This window comes from Halomonas sp. SL18_1 (genome assembly GCF_055755715.1).
This window is the reverse complement of record NZ_JBVTRK010000001.1, coordinates 1,900,127-1,917,850: the sequence shown is the minus strand read 5'-3', so window position 1 is coordinate 1,917,850 and position 17,724 is coordinate 1,900,127. Positions and strand designations below refer to the sequence as shown.

Here is a 17,724-nt window from a genome sequence, read left to right as displayed (position 1 = left end):
GTCCGACAGGCTACTAGACACTCGCTTCGAGCGGCGCCAGCTCCCAGCCGTTGCGCCCCTTGGCCTTGACCCGATACAGGGCCTGATCGGCGGCGGCATAGCCCAGGGCAAACCCCGACTCCCCGGCGATGAAGCGCGCTGCGCCGATGCTCAGGGTGACGCGCTGCGCATGGGGGTGGGCCGGATGATCGAGGGCCGCCTCGCCCACTTGCTCGGTCAGTCTCTGGCAGTACACTTCCAGGGCGGCGTTGTCACGGCAGTCCAACAGCGCGGCGAACTCGTCGCCTCCCATGCGATAGAGCCGTGCCTGCCCGGCCAGGGAGTCGTCGATCAACATGGCCAGGCGACGCAGCAACTGGTCGCCGTCGGGATGTCCCAAGGCATCGTTGTACTGCTTGAAGAAATCGATATCGATCAGCAGCAGCCCCACTGGACGCCCCTCGCGCTGTAGGATCGCCTCATGCAGCGCACTGCGGTTGCCCACGCCGGTCAGCGGATCGAGCATGGCCCGGGACATCCACCTCAGGCTTTCTTGCGTCGCCTGTTCGGCGCTTCGCCGCTGGCGCTGGTGCATCCACCAAAAAACGATCCCCAGGACATAGATCAGCAAACTGCCGAGCAGCACCAGTGTCTGGTGACGCCGAGTTTCCTCGACGAACTGATTGGTTACCAGGCCACGACGATCGAGCTGCCCCATCTCGATCTCGGTGAGGCAGCCGATCGGAGCCAACAGGCGATGATTGAGCTCGCCCGGCGTCGGCACCTCGCCGGCCTGCAGCCGCTTCGCCAGATGGTCCAGTCGCTCCAGACTGGGTTTGGTGCAGGCGTACTCGCGGCGATACAGGCCGATATCGAAAAGGCTGTAGGCGAGCTCGAGACGGAACAGAGCCCGCTCGAGGCTGGCCGGCTCGTCGGCCTCCTCAAGCAGCAGGCCAAGGCTCTCTTGCAGGTACCCTCGGGAGCGCGTGGCCAGCTGCTGACCGGTCAGGTTGCCAGACTGGCTGAAGTAGGCATGAATCTCGGGATGCACCCAGCGCGTTTCGTAGGTGATCAGCAGAATCAGGGCCGTGAAGCTCATCAGGCTGAGCCATAGCCAGCCCACATGCCGCCGCCACGGCAGGGCCGGTTTCACGGCACCGCCTCGATGCTGCGGATCATCCACACCCAGTCGTTGAAGTTGCGCAGATTGGCAGGATCGCGATCACCGTAGTCGCGCTCGACGAGGCGCAGCGGGCCGCGATCACGAAGCCCCAGCGCCTCGCCATCGTGATGGGTGACAAGAATCCAGTTGGGATCGTCCCATCCACCCAGCGTCACCTCATAGTCGTCCCAGGCGGTGAAGGCCAGCCGCTCCGGCACTGCGCCGTATTCGGCTTCGAGAAAATCGCGGAACACCAGGCCGCGCACCTCGATCTCCTCGGCCTCGTAGGGGTCGAAGAAATGGAAATGCTGATCGGCGCGTTCACGCAGGTCGTCGATGGCGATCGACGTTGACCGCTCTCCCTGCTGCTTTAGGACCAGATGGTCGGGGCTGGCCAGGGCGGCGGTGGTAAGCCGAAGGCTTGCACCCGCAATGAGCCCGGCGAGAAGGCGGACACCCCCATGACATGATGACAACATGCCTCGTTCCCTCTGCGTCGTTTATTGGTAATATTGTATGGAGCAGAGTCTACCACGAAAAAAAGCCGACCCAACCGGGCCGGCTACTGGGGAAGATCCCCTCCCCTGACGACTTGCTATGCCGCTGCTTCAGTGTTTCTTCTTGCGGTGATCCCGCACGATGAACCCGACCCAGCCGGCAAGAAATGCGATCATCATGGCGACGGTGACCAAGCCGAAAATTACTGCGTCATCCCAGTACATGGTGTGTTCTCCCCGTCTCCGATGCGATGACTGCACTGTAGCCCGGGATCGGCAAAGAAAAACTGACCTGCATCAAATTTGCTTCTGGGATGGCATCGGGGCGGCGGCGAAACTGACTCAAGTCAATTTTATTGCGCTTCCACTGGCGACTAAGGGGCCGCATCGGGCGAGGCCGACGCCAGCGGGTGGCCCTGGGTCAGCTCCTCAGGGCGCGCCTCGCGCACCGACAGCACCGACAGCCGGTAGCTCAGGGTGTGTCCCGCCAGGGGATGATTGGTATCGGCCAGCACGCTCTCCTCGTGCACCTCGAGGAGAGTGACGATCTCAGGCCCATCCTCCCCGGGGTCTGGAAACGCATGCCGGGCGAGAGGGCCTCGCCCGGGAAGGCGCTACGGCTGAGTCGCTGCACCAGCGCCTCATCGCGCTGGCCATAGGCCTCGGCGGGCTGCAAGGTCACGCTGAGCTCGGCACCGACCTCGCGTCCCTCCAAGGCCCGTTCCAGGCCGGCCATGATGTTGGCATGGCCGTGCAGATACTCCAGGGGCCTGCCTCGCGCCCGGGAGTCATCGAGCACCTGGCCCTGTTCGTCGCTGAGCTCGTAGTGCAGGGTCACGACCCGCTGCGGGGCGATTATCATGAAGGTCTCCTCTGATAGGGATAGGACGGATGACGTCAGCGCTGGGCGCGCAGGTGCGCCACGGGCATCTCCAGGCGCTGCTGGCGGTGCAGAAGGCTGAGCAGCACGACGGCTCGTTCATCACCCTTGTGGCTGGCAAAGACTGCCTGAAGGTCCTTGAAAGGCCCCTCGGTGATCTCAACGGTCTCGCCGGCACGAAAATAGACGTTGGCGCCGTCGCCGTCTCCGTCGCTGCCATGCTGGCGAAGCGTCTCGATCAGGGCGTCATCCACCGGCAGCGGACGGTCGCCGAAGGTGACGATCTTGAGCACACCGCGGGTAGAGCGGATCGGCCGCCAGTTGCTGGCCAGGCGATCCAGACGAATGAACAGGTAGTGGGGAAACAGCGGCTCGCTCACCCACAGCAGCTTGCCCCGCCGCTTCTTCTGCACCTCCAGGATCGGATGAAACAGCTCGTAGTCCTGGTTGCCCAGATTCTCTGCCGCGCGAAAGGTCTCTCCTCCCTTACACTGGACCACGTACCAGCGCGGCAGGCCGTCGTCATCGAAATCACTGGGGAGGCACTGGGAATCGCTCATGACGGGCTCCTACCTAGTCGGGATATCCTGCTGGAATCGATGGCGCTGCTCTGCAACAATCGATCGGCCGTCGCCTGGCCACTCGCCGTGTCGGCTGCAAGGTAATTCTATCATCTCTGTCAGGCAGCGGCCGGCCAGCTGCCAGGAGCGACTTAGCGCATGACCTTCCCTACCGTCCATCGCAGCTGGCGTGATGCCCTGGCGATCTACCTGCGCGCCCCGGTCATCACCATGCTGTTTCTGGGCTTTTCCGCCGGCCTGCCGTTTCTGCTGGTGTTCTCGACCCTCTCGGCCTGGCTGCGCAGCGATGGCGTGGAAGTCGCCGCCATCGGCTTTTTTTCCTGGATCGGCATCCTCTACTCGATCAAGTTCTTCTGGGCCCCGGTGGTCGACCGCCTGGCGCTGCCGCTGTTGACTCGCACGCTAGGGCAGCGCCGCGGCTGGATGCTGACCGCCCAGGCCATGATCGCCACCGGGCTGGTCGCCCTGGCCAGTCTCGACCCGACACAGAACCTGCTGCTGGTGGCCGTCTTCGCCCTGCTGGTCGCCTTCGGGTCGGCCACCCAAGACATCGCCATCGATGCCTTCCGCATCGAGTCCGCCCCGGACGACATGCAGGCCGCCATGGCCTCGACCTATATCATCGGCTATCGCGGCGGGTTGCTGGCAGCCGGCGCCGGCGCTCTCTATGTGGCCTCGGCGATCTCCTGGGAGGCGGCCTACCTGACCATGGCAGGCCTGGTCGGAATCGGGGTCATCACCGTGCTGCTCCGTCCGGAGCCGGCTCGCCTATCGCTCAATACCCAGCTGATCCATGAGCCCCGGGTACGCGCCTTCCTGCGCGCCAGCCGCGGCAAGCCGCGCCATCTGCGACGGTTAGGGGCCTGGCTGATCGGCGCGGTGGTCTGCCCCTTCACCGATTTCTTCACCCGTCACAAGCTCAAGGCGCTGTGGCTGCTGGTATTCATCGCGATCTTTCGCATCAGCGACCTGGCCATGGCCTCCATGGCCAATCCGCTGTATATCGACCTGGGCTTCTCACTGGCCACCATCGCCAATGTCACCAATGTCTTCGGCATCGCCATGAGCATCAGCGGGGGCATCCTGGGCGGACTGCTGGTCGCCCGCTACGGCATCGGGCCGATTCTGGTACTGGGCGCCGCGGCGGCGACTCTCACCAACCTGCTGTTCGCCGCCCTGGCCCTGGCCGGCCAGAGCCTGCCGATGCTGGTCATGGCCATCGTCGGTGACAACCTGGCCAACGGCCTGGCCAGCGCGGTGTTCATCGCCTTTCTGTCGAGCCTGACCTCCAAGGCCTACACCGCTACCCAGTACGCGCTGTTCTCGTCGCTGATGACCCTGCCGGGCAAGTTCCTCAGCGGCTTCGGCGGCCTGGTAGTGGCGGCCGAAGGCTATGCCACCTTCTTCGTGATCGCCACCGCGCTGGGGCTGCCGGCCATCGCCCTGGCCATCTGGATCAGCCGCGACCGGGAACTGGTGCCACCGCCGGCGCCGCGCACCGCTTGAGAGCGAGCTGGACGCCCGACGGCTCGCGATCAGTCGGCCTGCTGCGCCTGCAGCCAGGCCAGCGCGCCAGGGGTGGCGCGCCACTGGTCGCGCATCAGGGTGCGGTACTGCCAGGCCTCGGCACGCGAGCCCGGCTCGGCCACGCCGTCCTGGGCCGACGCCACCGGACGCGGGTTTTCGGCGCAGAGCATCGCCAGAGCGTGGGCGTTGTGACGCGCCACCTCCGTCAAGACCGCCTCTGCCTCCTCGCGGCGCCCCAGGCGATAGAGGGCGAGCGCACGCCCCATCAGCATGCCCAGCACCGGCGTCTGGCCGCCATGGGTTTCGGTCATGGCCAGAGCCTCCTGATCGCGCCCCTCCCGCAGCAGCTGGTCGAGCACTAGCTCCTGCAGACCCAAACTGTCCTGGTCGTCCAGCGACAGCAGGCGCTCAGCCAGCAGCCGGGAGCGCTCCCGCGCGCCACGCTCCATGCCCACCACCAGCGCCAGCCCGGTGCGCAGCAGCACCGCGTTGTCCGCGCTGTCCCACAGGAAGGGGCCGTCACCCTCGCCGCGAATCCGCACCAGCCAGCGCTCCAGCCGGTCGGCCAGGGGTTCGAACAGGCTCGGCGACATCCACGGCAGGCTGCCGAAACGACTGGTCAGTGCCAGCGCCAAGGACTGCACCACCCGCGGCGAATCGAGCCATTCGGGATGGGCGCAGAGCTCACGCAGCCAGGCACCTGCCTGGAGCCAGGGATCGGTCTCGAAGCCCAGCGCGCTCTCCTCGTCCACGGCCGCCTCGAAATGCACCTGAAAGGCGGCAAATAGCGTGTCCTCGCGGGCGGTGCTGTGATATTCGAGTTCCCCTTGCGAGGTATGGCGAATATCCAGCCCGGGGGCCGGGGCAGCTCGGCAAGCAGCGCCTGCAGGGCCGCCAGGGGTTCGGCCAGATCTTCCTCGGCGTTGAGCAGCTGGTCGGCCAGGGTGGCGCCGGGATTCTCGGCCAAGTCGGCGAGGAACTGCAGTTGATCCGGATCCAGCTCGCCCTGGCGAGCCAGGCGACGGAACCAGAAGCGCGCCCGCTCGGCGGCTTCCTGTTCATGACCTTCATGAAGCAGCAGCATGGCTTCGATATACGCCAGGGTGGGCGAATCGGGCAGCGCCTGCTGGGCGCGCACGAAGGCGGCTCGGGCACTGTCCAGGTCATCGCTGTCGAGATGCATCAGGCAGAGCCGCTCCAGCGCCACGCCGCGCAGGAACAGCGGCCCTCGTTCCAGCACCTCGTCGAGCAGCTCGGCACGCTTGCGGGTGAAACCGCGTTCCTGGTAGAGGTCGATCAGCAGTTCGAAGGCCGGCTCCGCCTGAACCGGCAGGCGCGACCAGTCGGCGCGCTGGAACAGCGACTCGAGAATCTGCTGGGCGCGCCCGCGCTGACCGGTCTCGGCGGCGATCAGTCCGGCCTCGAGCAGTGCCTGGGCCGGTGCACGACCGCTCTCCAGAGCCGCCTTGAGGGTCGGCCCCTTCCAGTCACGCAGCGACAGCATCCACATCAGGTGGCCTGGCACCTCGCCGGGCAGGGTCACCGCGCCGCAGCAGTGCTTGGTCTTGCGCCCCGAGTCGCACCAGCAGGGCTCGTTACGCCCGGGACGCGCCAGCGGCTCGCAGGCGAAGCCGGCACGCTCCAGCGGGGTCTGGCACCACAGCTCCGGTGCCAGCGCCTGGGCCAGGGGCAGGTCGTTGCCCAGCTGGGCGGCCCCCTCGTCCCGGGCCCAAGCCATCAGCGCCGGATAGTGCTCGTCTTCGCGGATCGCCTCCAGGGCCCCCGAGGCAAAGCCCAGCAACTGTTCCACCCATACTGCCAGCATCGCCGCCTCCGCAAACCCGAAAACGCCACAGTCTAACAGCCCCGTCACGCTCTGGGCAGGCGCGCTCAGTCCCCTAGGAGCCTGTCGGATTTGACCGATTGTTGCGAGGAATACGGGTTTCGTAGCAGATCAGCGTTAAGTCCGACGGGCTCCTCTGGCCCAGGCCAGCAGCGGTCGGGTGCGGGCGTGCATGTCCAGCCGCGCGCCCAGCCGCACCAGGTTCCAGTAGTGGCCGTTGAGGGTGCGGGAGAGCAGCAGGGTATCCGCGGGGGGCTGCAGGCGGTCCATGGCGGCCCACACCTTGGGGGTGAGGTCGCGCAGCCGGCGGTGCACCCGCACGTCGGAGAAGTCCTGCACCCCGGGGGCGAACAGCGGCGCCACCGCCTCGGCGGATTCGCGATAGAGGGCCAGCGGCGCCCCCTGGCCCTGACGGCCGCCCAGCTTGAGCAGCGCCTCGTCCATGGCCATGGGGTCCCCGCCAGGGTGGCATCGAGCAGGGCCATCATGGCGCGCAGGCGCGCCTCGGGGACGGGAATCACCGCCCCCAGGTCGTAGATCACCAGCCGCCCCTGGTCGTCGGCGGCGAAGTTGCCGGCGTGGGGGTCGGCGTGGAGCTCGCGGTGGGTGAACAGCTCCTCGGTGAGCCAGTCGGCCAGGGTCGCAGCCAGCCGCTGCCGACAGGCATCGTCGGCCCCCTCCAGCTCGCGCAGCGGGGTTCCCGCCACGTAGCGCATGGCCAGCACCCGCGGGCCAGAGAGCGACGGCAGTGGCTCGGGGATCACCAGCGTCTCGAGGTGCGCGTAGCGGGCCCGGTAGCGGGCCAGCGCGCAGGCCTCGGCGTGGTAGTCGAGCTCGCCGCGCAGGCTGGCAGCGAGCTCCTCGAACAGGGCATCCAGCCGCACCTGGGGCACCTTGAGCCAGCGCCCCAGCCGCATGATACGCCTCACCTGGGCCAGGTCGCTCTCCAGCACCTCGGCAAGACCCGGGTACTGCACCTTGAGCACCAGGGTATCGCCGTCGCGGGTCACGGCGCGGTGCACCTGCCCCATCGACGCGCTGGCGAAGGGACGCGGCTCGACCTCGCGAAAATGCGCGTCCAGGTCGCCGTACTGCTCCACCAGGGTGCGGCGTATGCCCTCCCAGGGCATCGGCTCGGCCTGGCGCTGCAGCCGCGACAGCTCCTCGACCAGATCCGGCGGCAGCAGGTCATCCCACTGGGCCATGATCTGGGCGAGCTTCATGGCCGGGCCCTTGAGCTCGGAGAGTCCCTCGAAAAGCGCCTCGCCCAGGGCGCGCCAGTCGGCCTGCCCACCCAGGCGAGTGCGGATCATGGCACTGCCGGTGCGGGCTCCCAGCCCCAGCAGACGCCGGGTACGCCCTCGTTCACGCATCGCGATGCCCTCCTCATCCCCTATCGTTTGACTTGCCATGCCCCGAGATTGACGCCATGCCAGCCTGCACAATATCCGTTTGCCTTGGCGGGCCACCCATAATGATACAAACTTTGTACAACAACAAGCCTCCCGACATCTGGCCACGGCGCCGCGATACTGGAAGAATGTCCACCACATAGAGAACCGCCGACCATTCCCATGCGCCTGATCATTGCCGAAAAACCCAGCCTGGCCCGGGCCATCGCCGAGGGGCTGACCGGCAGCGTACGACGCGACGAGGGCGCCCTCCACGCGGGCGACACCGTGATCACCTGGTGTCTGGGCCATCTGCTGGAGCAGGCCCCGCCGGATGCCTACGACCCCGCCTTCAAGCAGTGGCGGCTCGACCACCTGCCGATTCTGCCCGGGCAGTGGAAGCTCACCCCGCGGCCCAAGGCGCGTGGGCAGCTGGCGGTGATTCGCCGGCTGCTCAAGCAGGCCGGCGAGGTGGTCCACGCCGGCGACCCGGACCGGGAGGGGCAGCTGCTGGTCCAGGAGGTGATCGAGCACCTGGGCTGGAAAGGGCCGGTGTCGCGGCTGCTAATCAGCGACCTCAACCGCCCGGCGGTGCAGCGCGCGCTGGCGCGGATCGAGGACAACGCTCGCTACCAACCGCTCTACCGGGCCGCGGAGTCCCGAGCCCGGGCCGACTGGCTCTACGGCATCAACCTGACTCGGGCCTGGACCCTCACCGGCCGCCAGGCGGGCCACGACGGCGTGCTCTCGGTGGGACGGGTACAGACCCCGGTGCTGGGGCTGGTCGTCCGCCGCGACGCGGAGATCCGCGAGTTCACCCCCGCCCCTTCTTCCCGCTGTGGGTCGACCTGGCCCTGCCCCGGGGACAGCTGCGTGCCTGGTGGCAGCCCGGCGAGCCCCATCCGCTGGACGACCAGGGGCGCCTGCTCGCGCGGGAGCCGGCGGCGGCACTGGCCGAGCGCCTGCCCGGCGCCGAGGGGGAGCTCGCCTCCCTGGAGAGCCGCGACAAGCGCCAGCCCGCCCCGCTGCCCTACTCGCTCTCGGCGCTGCAGGTCGACGCCGCAAGGCGATTCGGGCTCTCGGCCAAGGCGGTGCTGGATATCTGCCAGCGGCTCTATGAGCGCCACAAGCTGATCACCTACCCCCGCTCGGACTGCCGCTATCTCCCCCAGGAGCATCTGCGTACCGCCGGCGCTACCCTGGAGCGAGCCTGCCAGGCCGACGCCACCCTGGCGCAATGGCTCGCCGGAGCGGACTTCTCCCTGCGCTCCCGGGCCTGGAACGACAAGCAGGTGGGCGCCCACCACGCCCTGGCCCCCACCGGCAAGCCGGCGGAGCTCTCGCGTCTGGAGAAGGCCGAGGCCGACGTCTTTCGACTGATCGCCCGCAACGTCCTGGCCCAGTTCTACCCGCCGCTTGCCACCCGCGAGGTAAAGGCCGAATTCCTGATCCTGGGGGAACGCTTCCGGGCCCGGGGCCAGACCATTCTCCAGCCCGGCTGGAAGCCGCTGTTCACCACCCGCGACGAGGCGCCCCGCTGCCGCCCCTGGCCGAGGGCGAGCGCTGCCGGGTCGAGCAGGCAGGGGTGGAAGATCGCGAGACCCGCCCCCCAGAGCCCTTTACCGACGCCAGCCTGATCAAGGCGATGATGAACATCGCTCGCTACGTGGACGACTCCGCGGTGCGGCGTACCCTGCGCGAATCCGACGGCCTGGGCACCGAGGCCACCCGGGCCGGGATCATCGAAACGCTGCTGCAGCGCGGCTACCTGGTCAGGCAGGGCAAGGCGCTGCGCGCCACGCGGCTTGGCAGCGCACTGATCGCCTCGCTGCCCGAGGCGGCGACGCGTCCCGAGCGCACCGCCCTGTGGGAGCAGCGGCTGGCCGCCATCGCCGAGCAGGGCGACGACCCGAGCACCTTCGTGGCGGCGCTGATCGAGGACCTGCGCGGCCTGCTCGGCGGCGCCGACGCCGAGGGGCTGCGCCGCGCGCTCGCCAGCGCGCAGGGCGAGGAGGCTTCCGTCCCGACCCGGCGCCGCACAAGCGCCCCTCGCCGGCGAAGCACCTCGGGACAGGGCCAGTCGCGGCGCCGCGCCTCCCGCAAGCGGGGCCCCGCATGACCCGGCGGGAGACCCACTGGATCGTCGGCCCCGGCGCCCTGGGTCGCCTGATCGGCCTGCGCCTCGCCGAGCTCGCGCCGGCGACCCTGATCGGGCGCCGGGCGCTGCCCGCCGAGCAGACCCTGGTCACCCCCGGCGGCGAGCCCTTCGTTTCCCATGTGGCCGTGGCCTGTCTCGATGCCCTGCCTGACGACGCCCCCGGGTCGTCCATCTGACCACCAAGGCCTACGCCGCCGAGGCGGCCTACGGCGACATCGTCCACCGGCTGCCCGCCGGCACGGCGCTGGTGCTGTGGCAGAACGGTTTCGGCTGCCAGCCGCGCCTCACCGCCCGCCATCCAGGCCCGGTGCTCTGCGCCACCACCACCGAAGGCGCCTATGTCGAAAGCGACGACCGGGTGGTGCATGCCGGCCGCGGCGAGACCCTGCTGGGTGCCCTGGACGGCGGCCACACCGCGCTGGCTGTCGCCCTCGCCGACACCCTGAACGCCGCCGGCCTCGAGGCGTGCGCGGTCACCGATATCCGTCACCGGCTGTGGCAGAAGCTGGCCGTCAACGCGGCCATCAACCCGCTGGTCGCGCGCTTTCGCATCCGCAACGGCCAGCTGCGCGACCGCCCCTTCCGCCCGCTGGTCGACGCCGTCATCGATGAAGTAGCAGCGATCCTGGCCGCCGAAGGGATTCCCGCCCCCGAGGGGGGCTGGCATGCTCGGGTCTGGCGGGTCGTGGCGGACACCGCCGGAAACCGCGCTTCCATGCTGCAGGACGTGCTCGCCGGTCGCCCCACCGAGCGGGAGGCCATTCTCGGCCCCCTGGAGGAGGCCGCCCGGCGCCATGGTCTGGCGGCGCCCCGCCTGACCGAACTCGACGACTGGCTCGCGGCAGCCCGATGATATATCAGCGCCTGGCGTAACTTCAGCCGGGTTGTTATGCTAGATGGGTATTTGGCAGGCCAAGCGACCGTTCGCTGCCCGCCGTTTCTCGAGGTCAGGTAAGATGAAACCGGGAACCCATGCCGCTGCCGCACTGGCAGTGACTCTATCGCTAGGTGCACCGAATGCGCTGGCCAGCGACGACGTCATGAGCCTGGCAGATACGCTGGCACAGCCGGGCGAACTCGATGCCCCCGCCTATGCCGGTGACAGCCCGGAGCTACTACCGCTAGACAACGGCGTGCTGCTGCAGGGTAACAGCGTCAGCACCCTCGACGGCTTCACCTCGGGCTTTCGCGTGGTGGCCGGTTACCGGCCCCTGACCCTGCCGCGACTCGATCTGGGCGCCGAGATCACCTATCGGACCAGCGACGAGGTACCAAGCGCCTACGCCGGCGAGAACCTACTCCTCAACACCACCAGCCTCGGCGGCAGCCTGATCGCCGGGGTGCGCCTCGGCCAGTTCGGTCTCTATGCCAAGACCGGCTACGCGGACTGGGCCGGCGACCCGGTGAACCATGGCCATGGCGACGGCCGCCAGATGGCAACGGCCGGCACCTCCCGTATCCAGGGATTCGGCGCCAGGCTGCAGCTCAACCGGGCGATCAGCCGCCTGGAGTTCGAGGAGATCGATGCGCCCAGCATGGCGCACCTCAATCAGATCACCGCGTCGGTGCACTTTCCATTCTAGGTTCGAGGTTCGAGGTTCGAGGTTCGAGGTTCGAGGTTCGAGGTTCGAGGTTCGAGGTTCGAGGTTCGAGGTTCGAGGTTCGAGGTTCGAGGTTCGAGGTTCGAGGTTCGAGGTTCGAGGTTCGAGGTTCGAGGTTCGAGGTTCGAGGTTCGAGGTTCGAGGTTCGAGGTTCGAGGTTCGAGGTTCGAGGTTCGAGGTTCGAGGTTCGAGGTTCGAGGTTCGAGGTTCGAGCAGGATTGTGCCCTGCCAGCGCCATGACACCAATATCGTTTTCCTCGCGCCTTGCCCCTCGCTCCTCCCGGTCGAAGCCCGGGCCTACCCCGTATTTCGCAGGCCGGCGGCGATCCCCGCCATGGTGACCATCAGGGCGCGAGTGAGTTCGCCGCTGATGGCGCCGTCGGCATCCCGGTTGCGCTGCAACAGCTCCGCCTGCAGGCCGTGTAGCGGGTCGATGTAGGGATTGCGTACCTCGATCGCCTGGCGGATCAGGGGCATCTGCTCCAGCAGCTGCTGCTGGTCGAGAATCGCCAGCAGCATCGACTGCAGGCGACCACAGCGCTCGCGCAGCTCCTCGCCCAGCGCCTTCAGAGCCGGTTCATCCACCAGCCGCCGCTCGTAGTAGGTGGCGATGCCCACGTCGGCCTTGGCCAGCAGCATCTCGAGCATGTCCAGATAGGTACCGAAGAAGGGCCACTGCTCACGCATCTCTTGCAGGGTTTCAAGCCCCCCTCCTCTTCGATGCGCGCGGCAAAGGCCTCGCCACTGCCCAGCCAGGCCGGCAACATGAGACGGATCTGGGTCCAGGCGAAGATCCAGGGAATCGCCCGGAGGGTCTCAACGCCGCCGTCCTGACGCCGCTTGGTGGGCCGCGAGCCCAGCGGCAGGCGTCCAAGCGCCCCTTCCGGGGTCACCGCCCGGAAATAGGGTACAAATCGGGATTCTCGCGGACTACGCTGACGTAGCCGCGATGGGCGATCTCGGCCAGGCGATCCATCTCTTCTCGCCAGTGCGGCTGCGGTGACGGCGGTGGCAGCAGCGTCGCCTCGAGCACCGCACAGGCGTAGATCTCCATGGAGCGCAAGGCGATATCGGGCTGGCCGAACTTGAAGCGAATCATCTCCCCCTGCTCGGTCACCCGCAGGCTGCCGTTCACCGACCCGGGGGCTGGGAGAGGATGGCCGCATGGGCCGGCCCGCCGCCGCGACCGACCGCCCCGCCGCGGCCGTGAAAAAGGGTGAGGTCGACGCCGCGCAGCTGACACACCTCCACCAGCCGCTCCTGGGCGCGGTACTGGGCCCAGGCCGCCGCCAGCTGGCCGGCGTCCTTGGCCGAGTCGGAGTAGCCGATCATCACCTCCTGACTGTCGCCGGCCAGGGCGCGGTAGCCTGGCAGCGCCAGCAGACGGTCGATGACGTCGCCGGCCCGGTTGAGGTCGTCCAGGGTCTCGAACAGCGGCGCGATGGGCAGCGTCACCGCCCCGCCGACCTCCTTCATCAGCAGCGCCACGGTAAGGACATCGGAGGGCTGGGCCGCCATGGAGATGACGTAGGTGCCCAGCGCTTCGGGCTGCTCGCTGGCGATCACCCGGAAGGTATCCAGCACCTCGCGGGTCTCGGCGGAACACTCCCAGCGACGCGGGATCAAGGGGCGCCGCGACTCCAGCTCGGCGAGCAGGAAGGCCTGGCGCTGCGCCTCGCTCCAGTCGCGGTAGTGGCCGAGCTCCAGCGCCCCGGTGAGCTCCTCCATGACCAGCGCATGACGGCTCGCCTCCTGGCGAATGTCGAGCTTGGTCAGGGTCACGCCGAACACCGCCACCCGGCGCAGCGTATCCAGCAGGGCCCCGTTGGCGATGGTATCCAGCCCCACGTCGCACAGCGAGCGGTAGCAGGCCAGCAGCGGCGCATAGAGCTGGTCGCGGGTTTCGATGATCGGCCCGCCCTCGAAGCTCTTGCCGTCGAGCTCCGCCTTGGCCCAGTCGCGGGTCGCCTCCACCCGCGTGGCCAGCCGCCGCAGCAGCTCGCGATAGGGTTCGGCGACGTCTCCTACCTCGGCACGCAGCGCGCTGTTGGCCTTCCACATGGAGAGCTCGGCCTTGAGCTGGTCCAGATCGCGGGAGTAGAGATCCGCGGCCATCCAGCGCCCCAGCAGCAGCACCTCCCGGGTCACCCGGGAAGTGACGTTGGGGTTGCCGTCACGGTCGCCGCCCATCCAGGAGGCGAAGACCAGCGGGGCGGCATCCAGCGGCAGCCGCTCGCCGGCGGTCTCCAGCAGCAGGCTGTCCAGGTCGCGATGGAAGTCGGGTACCGCCTGCCACAGGGAGTTCTCGATCACCGCGAAGCCCCACTTGGCCTCGTCCACCGGGGTGGGCCGCTCGTGGCGAATCTCGTCGGTGTGCCAGGCCTGGCTGATCAGCTCCTCCAGGCGGCCACGCGCGCGGCTGGCCCGCTCGGGATAGTCGGCGGAGGACTCGATGGTCGAGAGGCAATCGTCAATGGCGTCGTACTTCTGGATCAGGGTACGGCGTATGACCTCGGTGGGATGCGCGGTCAGCACCAGCTCGACGCGCATGCTGGCCAGGCTCTCCACCAGCTTGCGCGGCGCATGGCCGGAGTCCCGGGCGCGCGCCAGCAGCTCACCCAGCATGGGCTGGCTGCCGGGGCGATAGTCCTCCACCCGACGAAAACGCGCCCGGTAGTGCTGCTCGGCTATGTTGGCCAGGTTGAGAAACTGGTTGAAGGCGCGGGTCACCGGCAGCAGCTCCCGGTCAGGCAGCTTGCGCAGGAAGTCGATCAGCTCTCGGCTGCTCTGTACATCCCCTTGACGCCCCTGCTTAGCCAGCCCGCGGATCGTCTCGATCCGGTCGACGAACCCCTGGCCAAGATCATCGGCGATGGTACGCCCAGGCTATCACCCAGAATACGAACGTTGTCACGCAGGGATTCATGCAGATCGTGGCTCATGGCCGGCGTCCTCCTTGGGGGGGTCGGGGTGGGGTGGTTCATCATGCTTGGCCTGCTGCCAGTAGCGCTCCATGGTGGCAAGGCCCGCGTCCTGAGGCCGCAGCCCCTGCTCACTCAGCGACCGCTCGACGTAGCGAAAGCGGCGCTCGAACTTGGCATTGGTCCCCGCAGACACTGTTCGGGGTCGGCCTTGAGGGTGCGCGCGAGGTTGGTCACGGCAAACAGCAGATCGCCGACCTCGGCGGCGGCGTGGTCACGGTCGCCCAGGGCCAGCGCCTGCTCCACTTCGTCGAGCTCCTCGCGGATCTTGGCCACCACTCCACGGGCGTCGGGCCAGTCGAAGCCGACTCGGGCCGCGCGCTTGGAGAGCTTGGCGGCACGCGACAGCGCGGGCAGGGTGCGGGGCACATCGTCAAGAGCAGAGAGCGCCGACGCACCGTCGCCCCGCTCGGCTCGCTCGGCGGCCTTCAGCGACTCCCAGCGGCTGTTGACCTGGCGCGCCTCGATCTCGGCCGCGCTAACCCCGACGGGCCGGCGCGAGGCCAGGGTACCGTCGGGAAAGACGTGAGGGTGGCGACGCAGCATCTTGGCGGTCAGCGCATGGACCACGTCATGGAAATCGAAGCGTCGCTCTTCGGCCCCGAACTGGCTGTAGTAGACCACCTGGAAGAGCAGGTCGCCAAGCTCTCCCGGCAACTCGTCGAAGGCGCGCCGCTCGATGGCATCGGCCACTTCATAGGCCTCTTCCAGGGTGTGGGGGACGATGGAGTCCCAGTCCTGCTTGATGTCCCAGGGGCAGCCATCACGCGGGTCGCGCAGCACCGCCATCAGGGTCAGCAGGTCATCGATGTCGTAGCGCAACTCGCTCATGACGGCTTCCCCTTGCGCTTTCCCTTGCCGCCCTTGGCACCACTGCGCAGGCGCTTGACGTCGATCACATTGGAGAGCTGCTGGATCCGCGAGAACAGCCGGCCCAGGGTTTCCAGGCCATCGACTTCCACGGTGATGCGCATGCGAGCGATGCCATCGCGGGTGTCGGTCAGGGTATTGACCGACAGCACGTTGACCTTGTCATGGCTGAGCACGCTGGTCACGTCGCGCAGCAGCCCCGAGCGATCCCACGCCTGGATCTCGATATCCACGGGATACTGGGTGCGGGCCCGCTCGCCCCACTCCACCTCGATCACCCGCTGCGGCTCGTCGAGGCGCAGCTGCAGGATATTGGGGCAGTCCTGGCGGTGCACCGTGACCCCGCGCCCCTGGGTGATGAAGCCGACGATCGGCTCGCCGGGCACCGGGTGGCAGCAGTTGGCCATGCTGGTCTTGAGGTTGCCCACCCCGAGCACGGTGATGTCGGAGCCGCCGCCCTTGGCGGCGTCGCGGCGCGGCTTGGCCAGCAGCCGGTCGAGCTGCTCCTGATCGTCGGTCTCGCCGAACAGCTGCTGGGCCTGGTGCAGCACCTGGCCGATGCGCAGATCGCCGGCCCCCAGCGCCGCGTACATGTCGTCGGGGCTGACGTAGTTGACCTTGTTGGCCAGCGTCGCCAGGTCCATGTCCTCGATGTCCAGGCGCTTCATTTCTCGCTCGAACAGCGCCTTGCCCTCTTCGAGGTTCTGGCTGCGGGCCTGATGCTTGAACCAGGCCTGGATCTTGGCTCGGGCCCGGGAGGTACGCACATAGCCGAGGCTGGGGTTGAGCCAGTCGCGGCTCGGCCCGCCCTTGCTGGCGGTGAGAATCTCCACCTGCTGGCCGGTCTTGAGCTTGTAGGTGAGCGGCACGATGCGGCCGTCGACCTTGGCCCCGCGGCAACGGTGACCCACCTCGGTGTGCACCCGGTAGGCGAAATCGATGGGCGTGGCGACGCGCGGCATGTCGATCACATGACCGTCGGGGGTGAACACGTAGATGCGGTCGGGCGCCACGTCGCTGGAGAGCCCCTCGCGCAGGTTGCCGAAGTCGCCGACCTCCTCCTGCCACTCCAGCACCTGGCGCAGCCAGGCGATCTTGTCCTCGTAACTGGTGCTCTTGGCCTTGGTATCGTGCCCCTTGTAGCGCCAGTGGGCGCAGACGCCCAGTTCGGCCTCGTCGTGCATGGCGAAGGTGCGAATCTGAATCTCCAGCACCTTGTTCTCGGGGCCCAGCACCGCGGTATGCAGCGACTGGTAGCCATTCTTCTTGGGGTTAGCGATATAGTCGTCGAACTCATTGGGCACGTGGTGCCAGCGCGAGTGCACGAGCCCCAGCACGGTGTAGCAGTCCGCCACCTCAGGCACCAGGATCCGTACCGCGCGCACGTCGTTGACCTGGGAGAAGTCGATGCGCTTGCGCTTCATCTTTCGCCAGATGGAATAGATATGCTTGGCGCGACCGTTGACGTCGTAGGGGCTGATGCCCTGGGCGTCCAGCAGCCCCTTGAGGGTCTCGACCACCTCGTGGATATAGCGGTCGCGGTCCAGGCGCTTCTCGGCCAGCTGGCGCGCAATGGTCTTGTACTCATCTTCGTGGAGGTAGCGGAAGGAGAGATCCTCCAGCTCCCACTTGAGCTGGCCGATGCCCAGCCGATGGGCCAGCGGTGCATAAATGTCGAAGACCTCCCGAGCCACCTGCAGACACTTCTCGCGAGGAGCATCCCGCACCTGCCGCAGCGCGCAGGTTCGCTCGGCGATCTTGATCAGGGCCACCCGCACATCGTCGATCATGTTGACCAGCATCTTGCGCAGATTGTCCTGCTGGTCGTGCTGCACCATGCCCTGGCTGGGTGTCTGGAGATTGCTGATGGCGGCCATCTGCAGCACCCCGTCGATCAGCCCCGCCACCTCAGAACCGACGTGCTTTTCGATGGCCGGCAGCGACATCAGCCCCTCGCGCACGGCGCGATAGAGCACCGCCGCCTCCAGCGCCGACTGGTCCAGCTTGAGCTCGCCGAGGATATCGGCCATCTCGAGCCCCATGCGAAAGCTGGAGCCCGCCGGCAGCCAGGCTTTGTGGGAGCGTGGCGACTCCTCTGCCAGGCGCTTGGCCAGCTCGCAGGTGCGACGCATCGCGTCGGGGTCGCGCAGCTTGACGTCCTCCTGCAGGCGCTCGAGCCAATGTTCGATATCGACGTCACCGTCACGGGTCAACGGCTGATCGTCACGCACTTTCACCATCTCGCTACACTCCT

The 17,724-nt window shown here is 67.7% G+C and carries 9 protein-coding genes and 6 pseudogenes; 5 read left to right on the top strand and 10 right to left on the bottom strand.

The genetic code is table 11. The annotated features are described in order from the left end of the window. Window positions 1-13: 13 nt before the first annotated feature. The 5 genes and pseudogenes from ACSJDS_RS09645 to rfaH form a co-directional block, all read right to left on the bottom strand. Complete coding sequence (locus ACSJDS_RS09645; protein ID WP_473033068.1) at window positions 14-1,132, bottom strand: GGDEF domain-containing protein; 1,119 nt, start codon at window positions 1,130-1,132, stop codon at window positions 14-16. After that, on the bottom strand, window positions 1,129-1,620 hold the full coding sequence (locus ACSJDS_RS09640; protein WP_473033067.1) for a hypothetical protein: 492 nt from the start codon (window positions 1,618-1,620) through the stop codon (window positions 1,129-1,131). The genes ACSJDS_RS09645 and ACSJDS_RS09640 overlap by 4 nt, the downstream gene beginning before the upstream one ends. Window positions 1,621-1,749: 129 nt before the next feature. Beyond that, window positions 1,750-1,863 (bottom strand): cytochrome c oxidase subunit CcoM, encoded by a 114-nt coding sequence (ccoM, locus tag ACSJDS_RS09635; protein ID WP_309674856.1) that lies wholly within the window; start codon window positions 1,861-1,863, stop codon window positions 1,750-1,752. 149 nt (window positions 1,864-2,012) lie between these two features. After that, window positions 2,013-2,500, bottom strand: a pseudogene (locus ACSJDS_RS09630) (FKBP-type peptidyl-prolyl cis-trans isomerase). Window positions 2,501-2,535: 35 nt separating this feature from the next. Beyond that, window positions 2,536-3,078: a transcription/translation regulatory transformer protein RfaH gene (gene rfaH, locus ACSJDS_RS09625; protein ID WP_473033066.1), complete on the bottom strand. Its 543-nt coding sequence runs from the start codon at window positions 3,076-3,078 to the stop codon at window positions 2,536-2,538. Between the two features lie 159 nt (window positions 3,079-3,237). Here rfaH and ACSJDS_RS09620 point away from each other — a divergent pair, with 159 nt between their 5' ends. Then, entirely contained in the window at window positions 3,238-4,605 is a 1,368-nt protein-coding gene (locus ACSJDS_RS09620) for an AmpG family muropeptide MFS transporter (RefSeq protein WP_473033065.1), read from the top strand. Window positions 4,606-4,634: 29 nt separating this feature from the next. Here the strand turns inward: ACSJDS_RS09620 and ACSJDS_RS09615 are convergent. Both ACSJDS_RS09615 and ACSJDS_RS09610 read right to left on the bottom strand, forming a co-directional pair. Then, window positions 4,635-6,451 (bottom strand): annotated as a pseudogene (locus tag ACSJDS_RS09615) (SEC-C metal-binding domain-containing protein). Window positions 6,452-6,586: 135 nt separating this feature from the next. Continuing rightward, window positions 6,587-7,842: pseudogene (locus ACSJDS_RS09610) on the bottom strand (ABC1 kinase family protein). A 201-nt stretch (window positions 7,843-8,043) separates the two neighbouring features. Between ACSJDS_RS09610 and ACSJDS_RS09605 the strand changes: the two are divergent. From ACSJDS_RS09605 to ACSJDS_RS09590, 4 genes and pseudogenes are all read left to right on the top strand, one after another. Next, a pseudogene (locus ACSJDS_RS09605) lies at window positions 8,044-9,979 on the top strand (DNA topoisomerase III). Beyond that, on the top strand, window positions 9,976-10,194 hold the full coding sequence (locus ACSJDS_RS09600; RefSeq protein ID WP_473033064.1) for a hypothetical protein: 219 nt from the start codon (window positions 9,976-9,978) through the stop codon (window positions 10,192-10,194). The pseudogene ACSJDS_RS09605 and the gene ACSJDS_RS09600 overlap by 4 nt, the downstream one beginning before the upstream one ends. Then, window positions 10,191-10,871 (top strand): ketopantoate reductase family protein, encoded by a 681-nt coding sequence (locus ACSJDS_RS09595; protein WP_473035013.1) that lies wholly within the window; start codon window positions 10,191-10,193, stop codon window positions 10,869-10,871. Before ACSJDS_RS09600 ends, ACSJDS_RS09595 begins: the two co-directional genes overlap by 4 nt. Before the next feature lie 103 nt (window positions 10,872-10,974). Beyond that, on the top strand, window positions 10,975-11,601 hold the full coding sequence (locus ACSJDS_RS09590) for a hypothetical protein (RefSeq protein WP_473033063.1): 627 nt from the start codon (window positions 10,975-10,977) through the stop codon (window positions 11,599-11,601). 315 nt (window positions 11,602-11,916) lie between these two features. Here the strand turns inward: ACSJDS_RS09590 and ppc are convergent. The 3 genes and pseudogenes from ppc to relA form a co-directional block, all read right to left on the bottom strand. Further along, window positions 11,917-14,561, bottom strand: a pseudogene (gene ppc, locus ACSJDS_RS09585) (phosphoenolpyruvate carboxylase). Next, a pseudogene (mazG, locus tag ACSJDS_RS09580) lies at window positions 14,542-15,431 on the bottom strand (nucleoside triphosphate pyrophosphohydrolase). Before mazG ends, ppc begins: the two co-directional pseudogenes overlap by 20 nt. After that, a complete protein-coding gene (gene relA, locus ACSJDS_RS09575; RefSeq protein WP_473033062.1) occupies window positions 15,428-17,710 on the bottom strand; it encodes a GTP diphosphokinase in 2,283 nt (760 codons plus the stop codon). The pseudogene mazG and the gene relA overlap by 4 nt, the downstream one beginning before the upstream one ends. Between the last annotated feature and the right edge of the window lie 14 nt (window positions 17,711-17,724).

Coding starts and splice junctions, on each gene's coding strand:
- ACSJDS_RS09640 (WP_473033067.1), bottom strand. CDS start 1,620: ATGTTGTCATCATGTCATGGGGGTGTCCGCCTTCTCGCCGGGCTCATT.
- ccoM (WP_309674856.1), bottom strand. CDS start 1,863: ATGTACTGGGATGACGCAGTAATTTTCGGCTTGGTCACCGTCGCCATG.
- rfaH (WP_473033066.1), bottom strand. CDS start 3,078: ATGAGCGATTCCCAGTGCCTCCCCAGTGATTTCGATGACGACGGCCTG.
- ACSJDS_RS09620 (WP_473033065.1), top strand. CDS start 3,238: ATGACCTTCCCTACCGTCCATCGCAGCTGGCGTGATGCCCTGGCGATC.
- ACSJDS_RS09600 (WP_473033064.1), top strand. CDS start 9,976: ATGACCCGGCGGGAGACCCACTGGATCGTCGGCCCCGGCGCCCTGGGT.
- ACSJDS_RS09590 (WP_473033063.1), top strand. CDS start 10,975: ATGAAACCGGGAACCCATGCCGCTGCCGCACTGGCAGTGACTCTATCG.
- relA (WP_473033062.1), bottom strand. CDS start 17,710: ATGGTGAAAGTGCGTGACGATCAGCCGTTGACCCGTGACGGTGACGTC.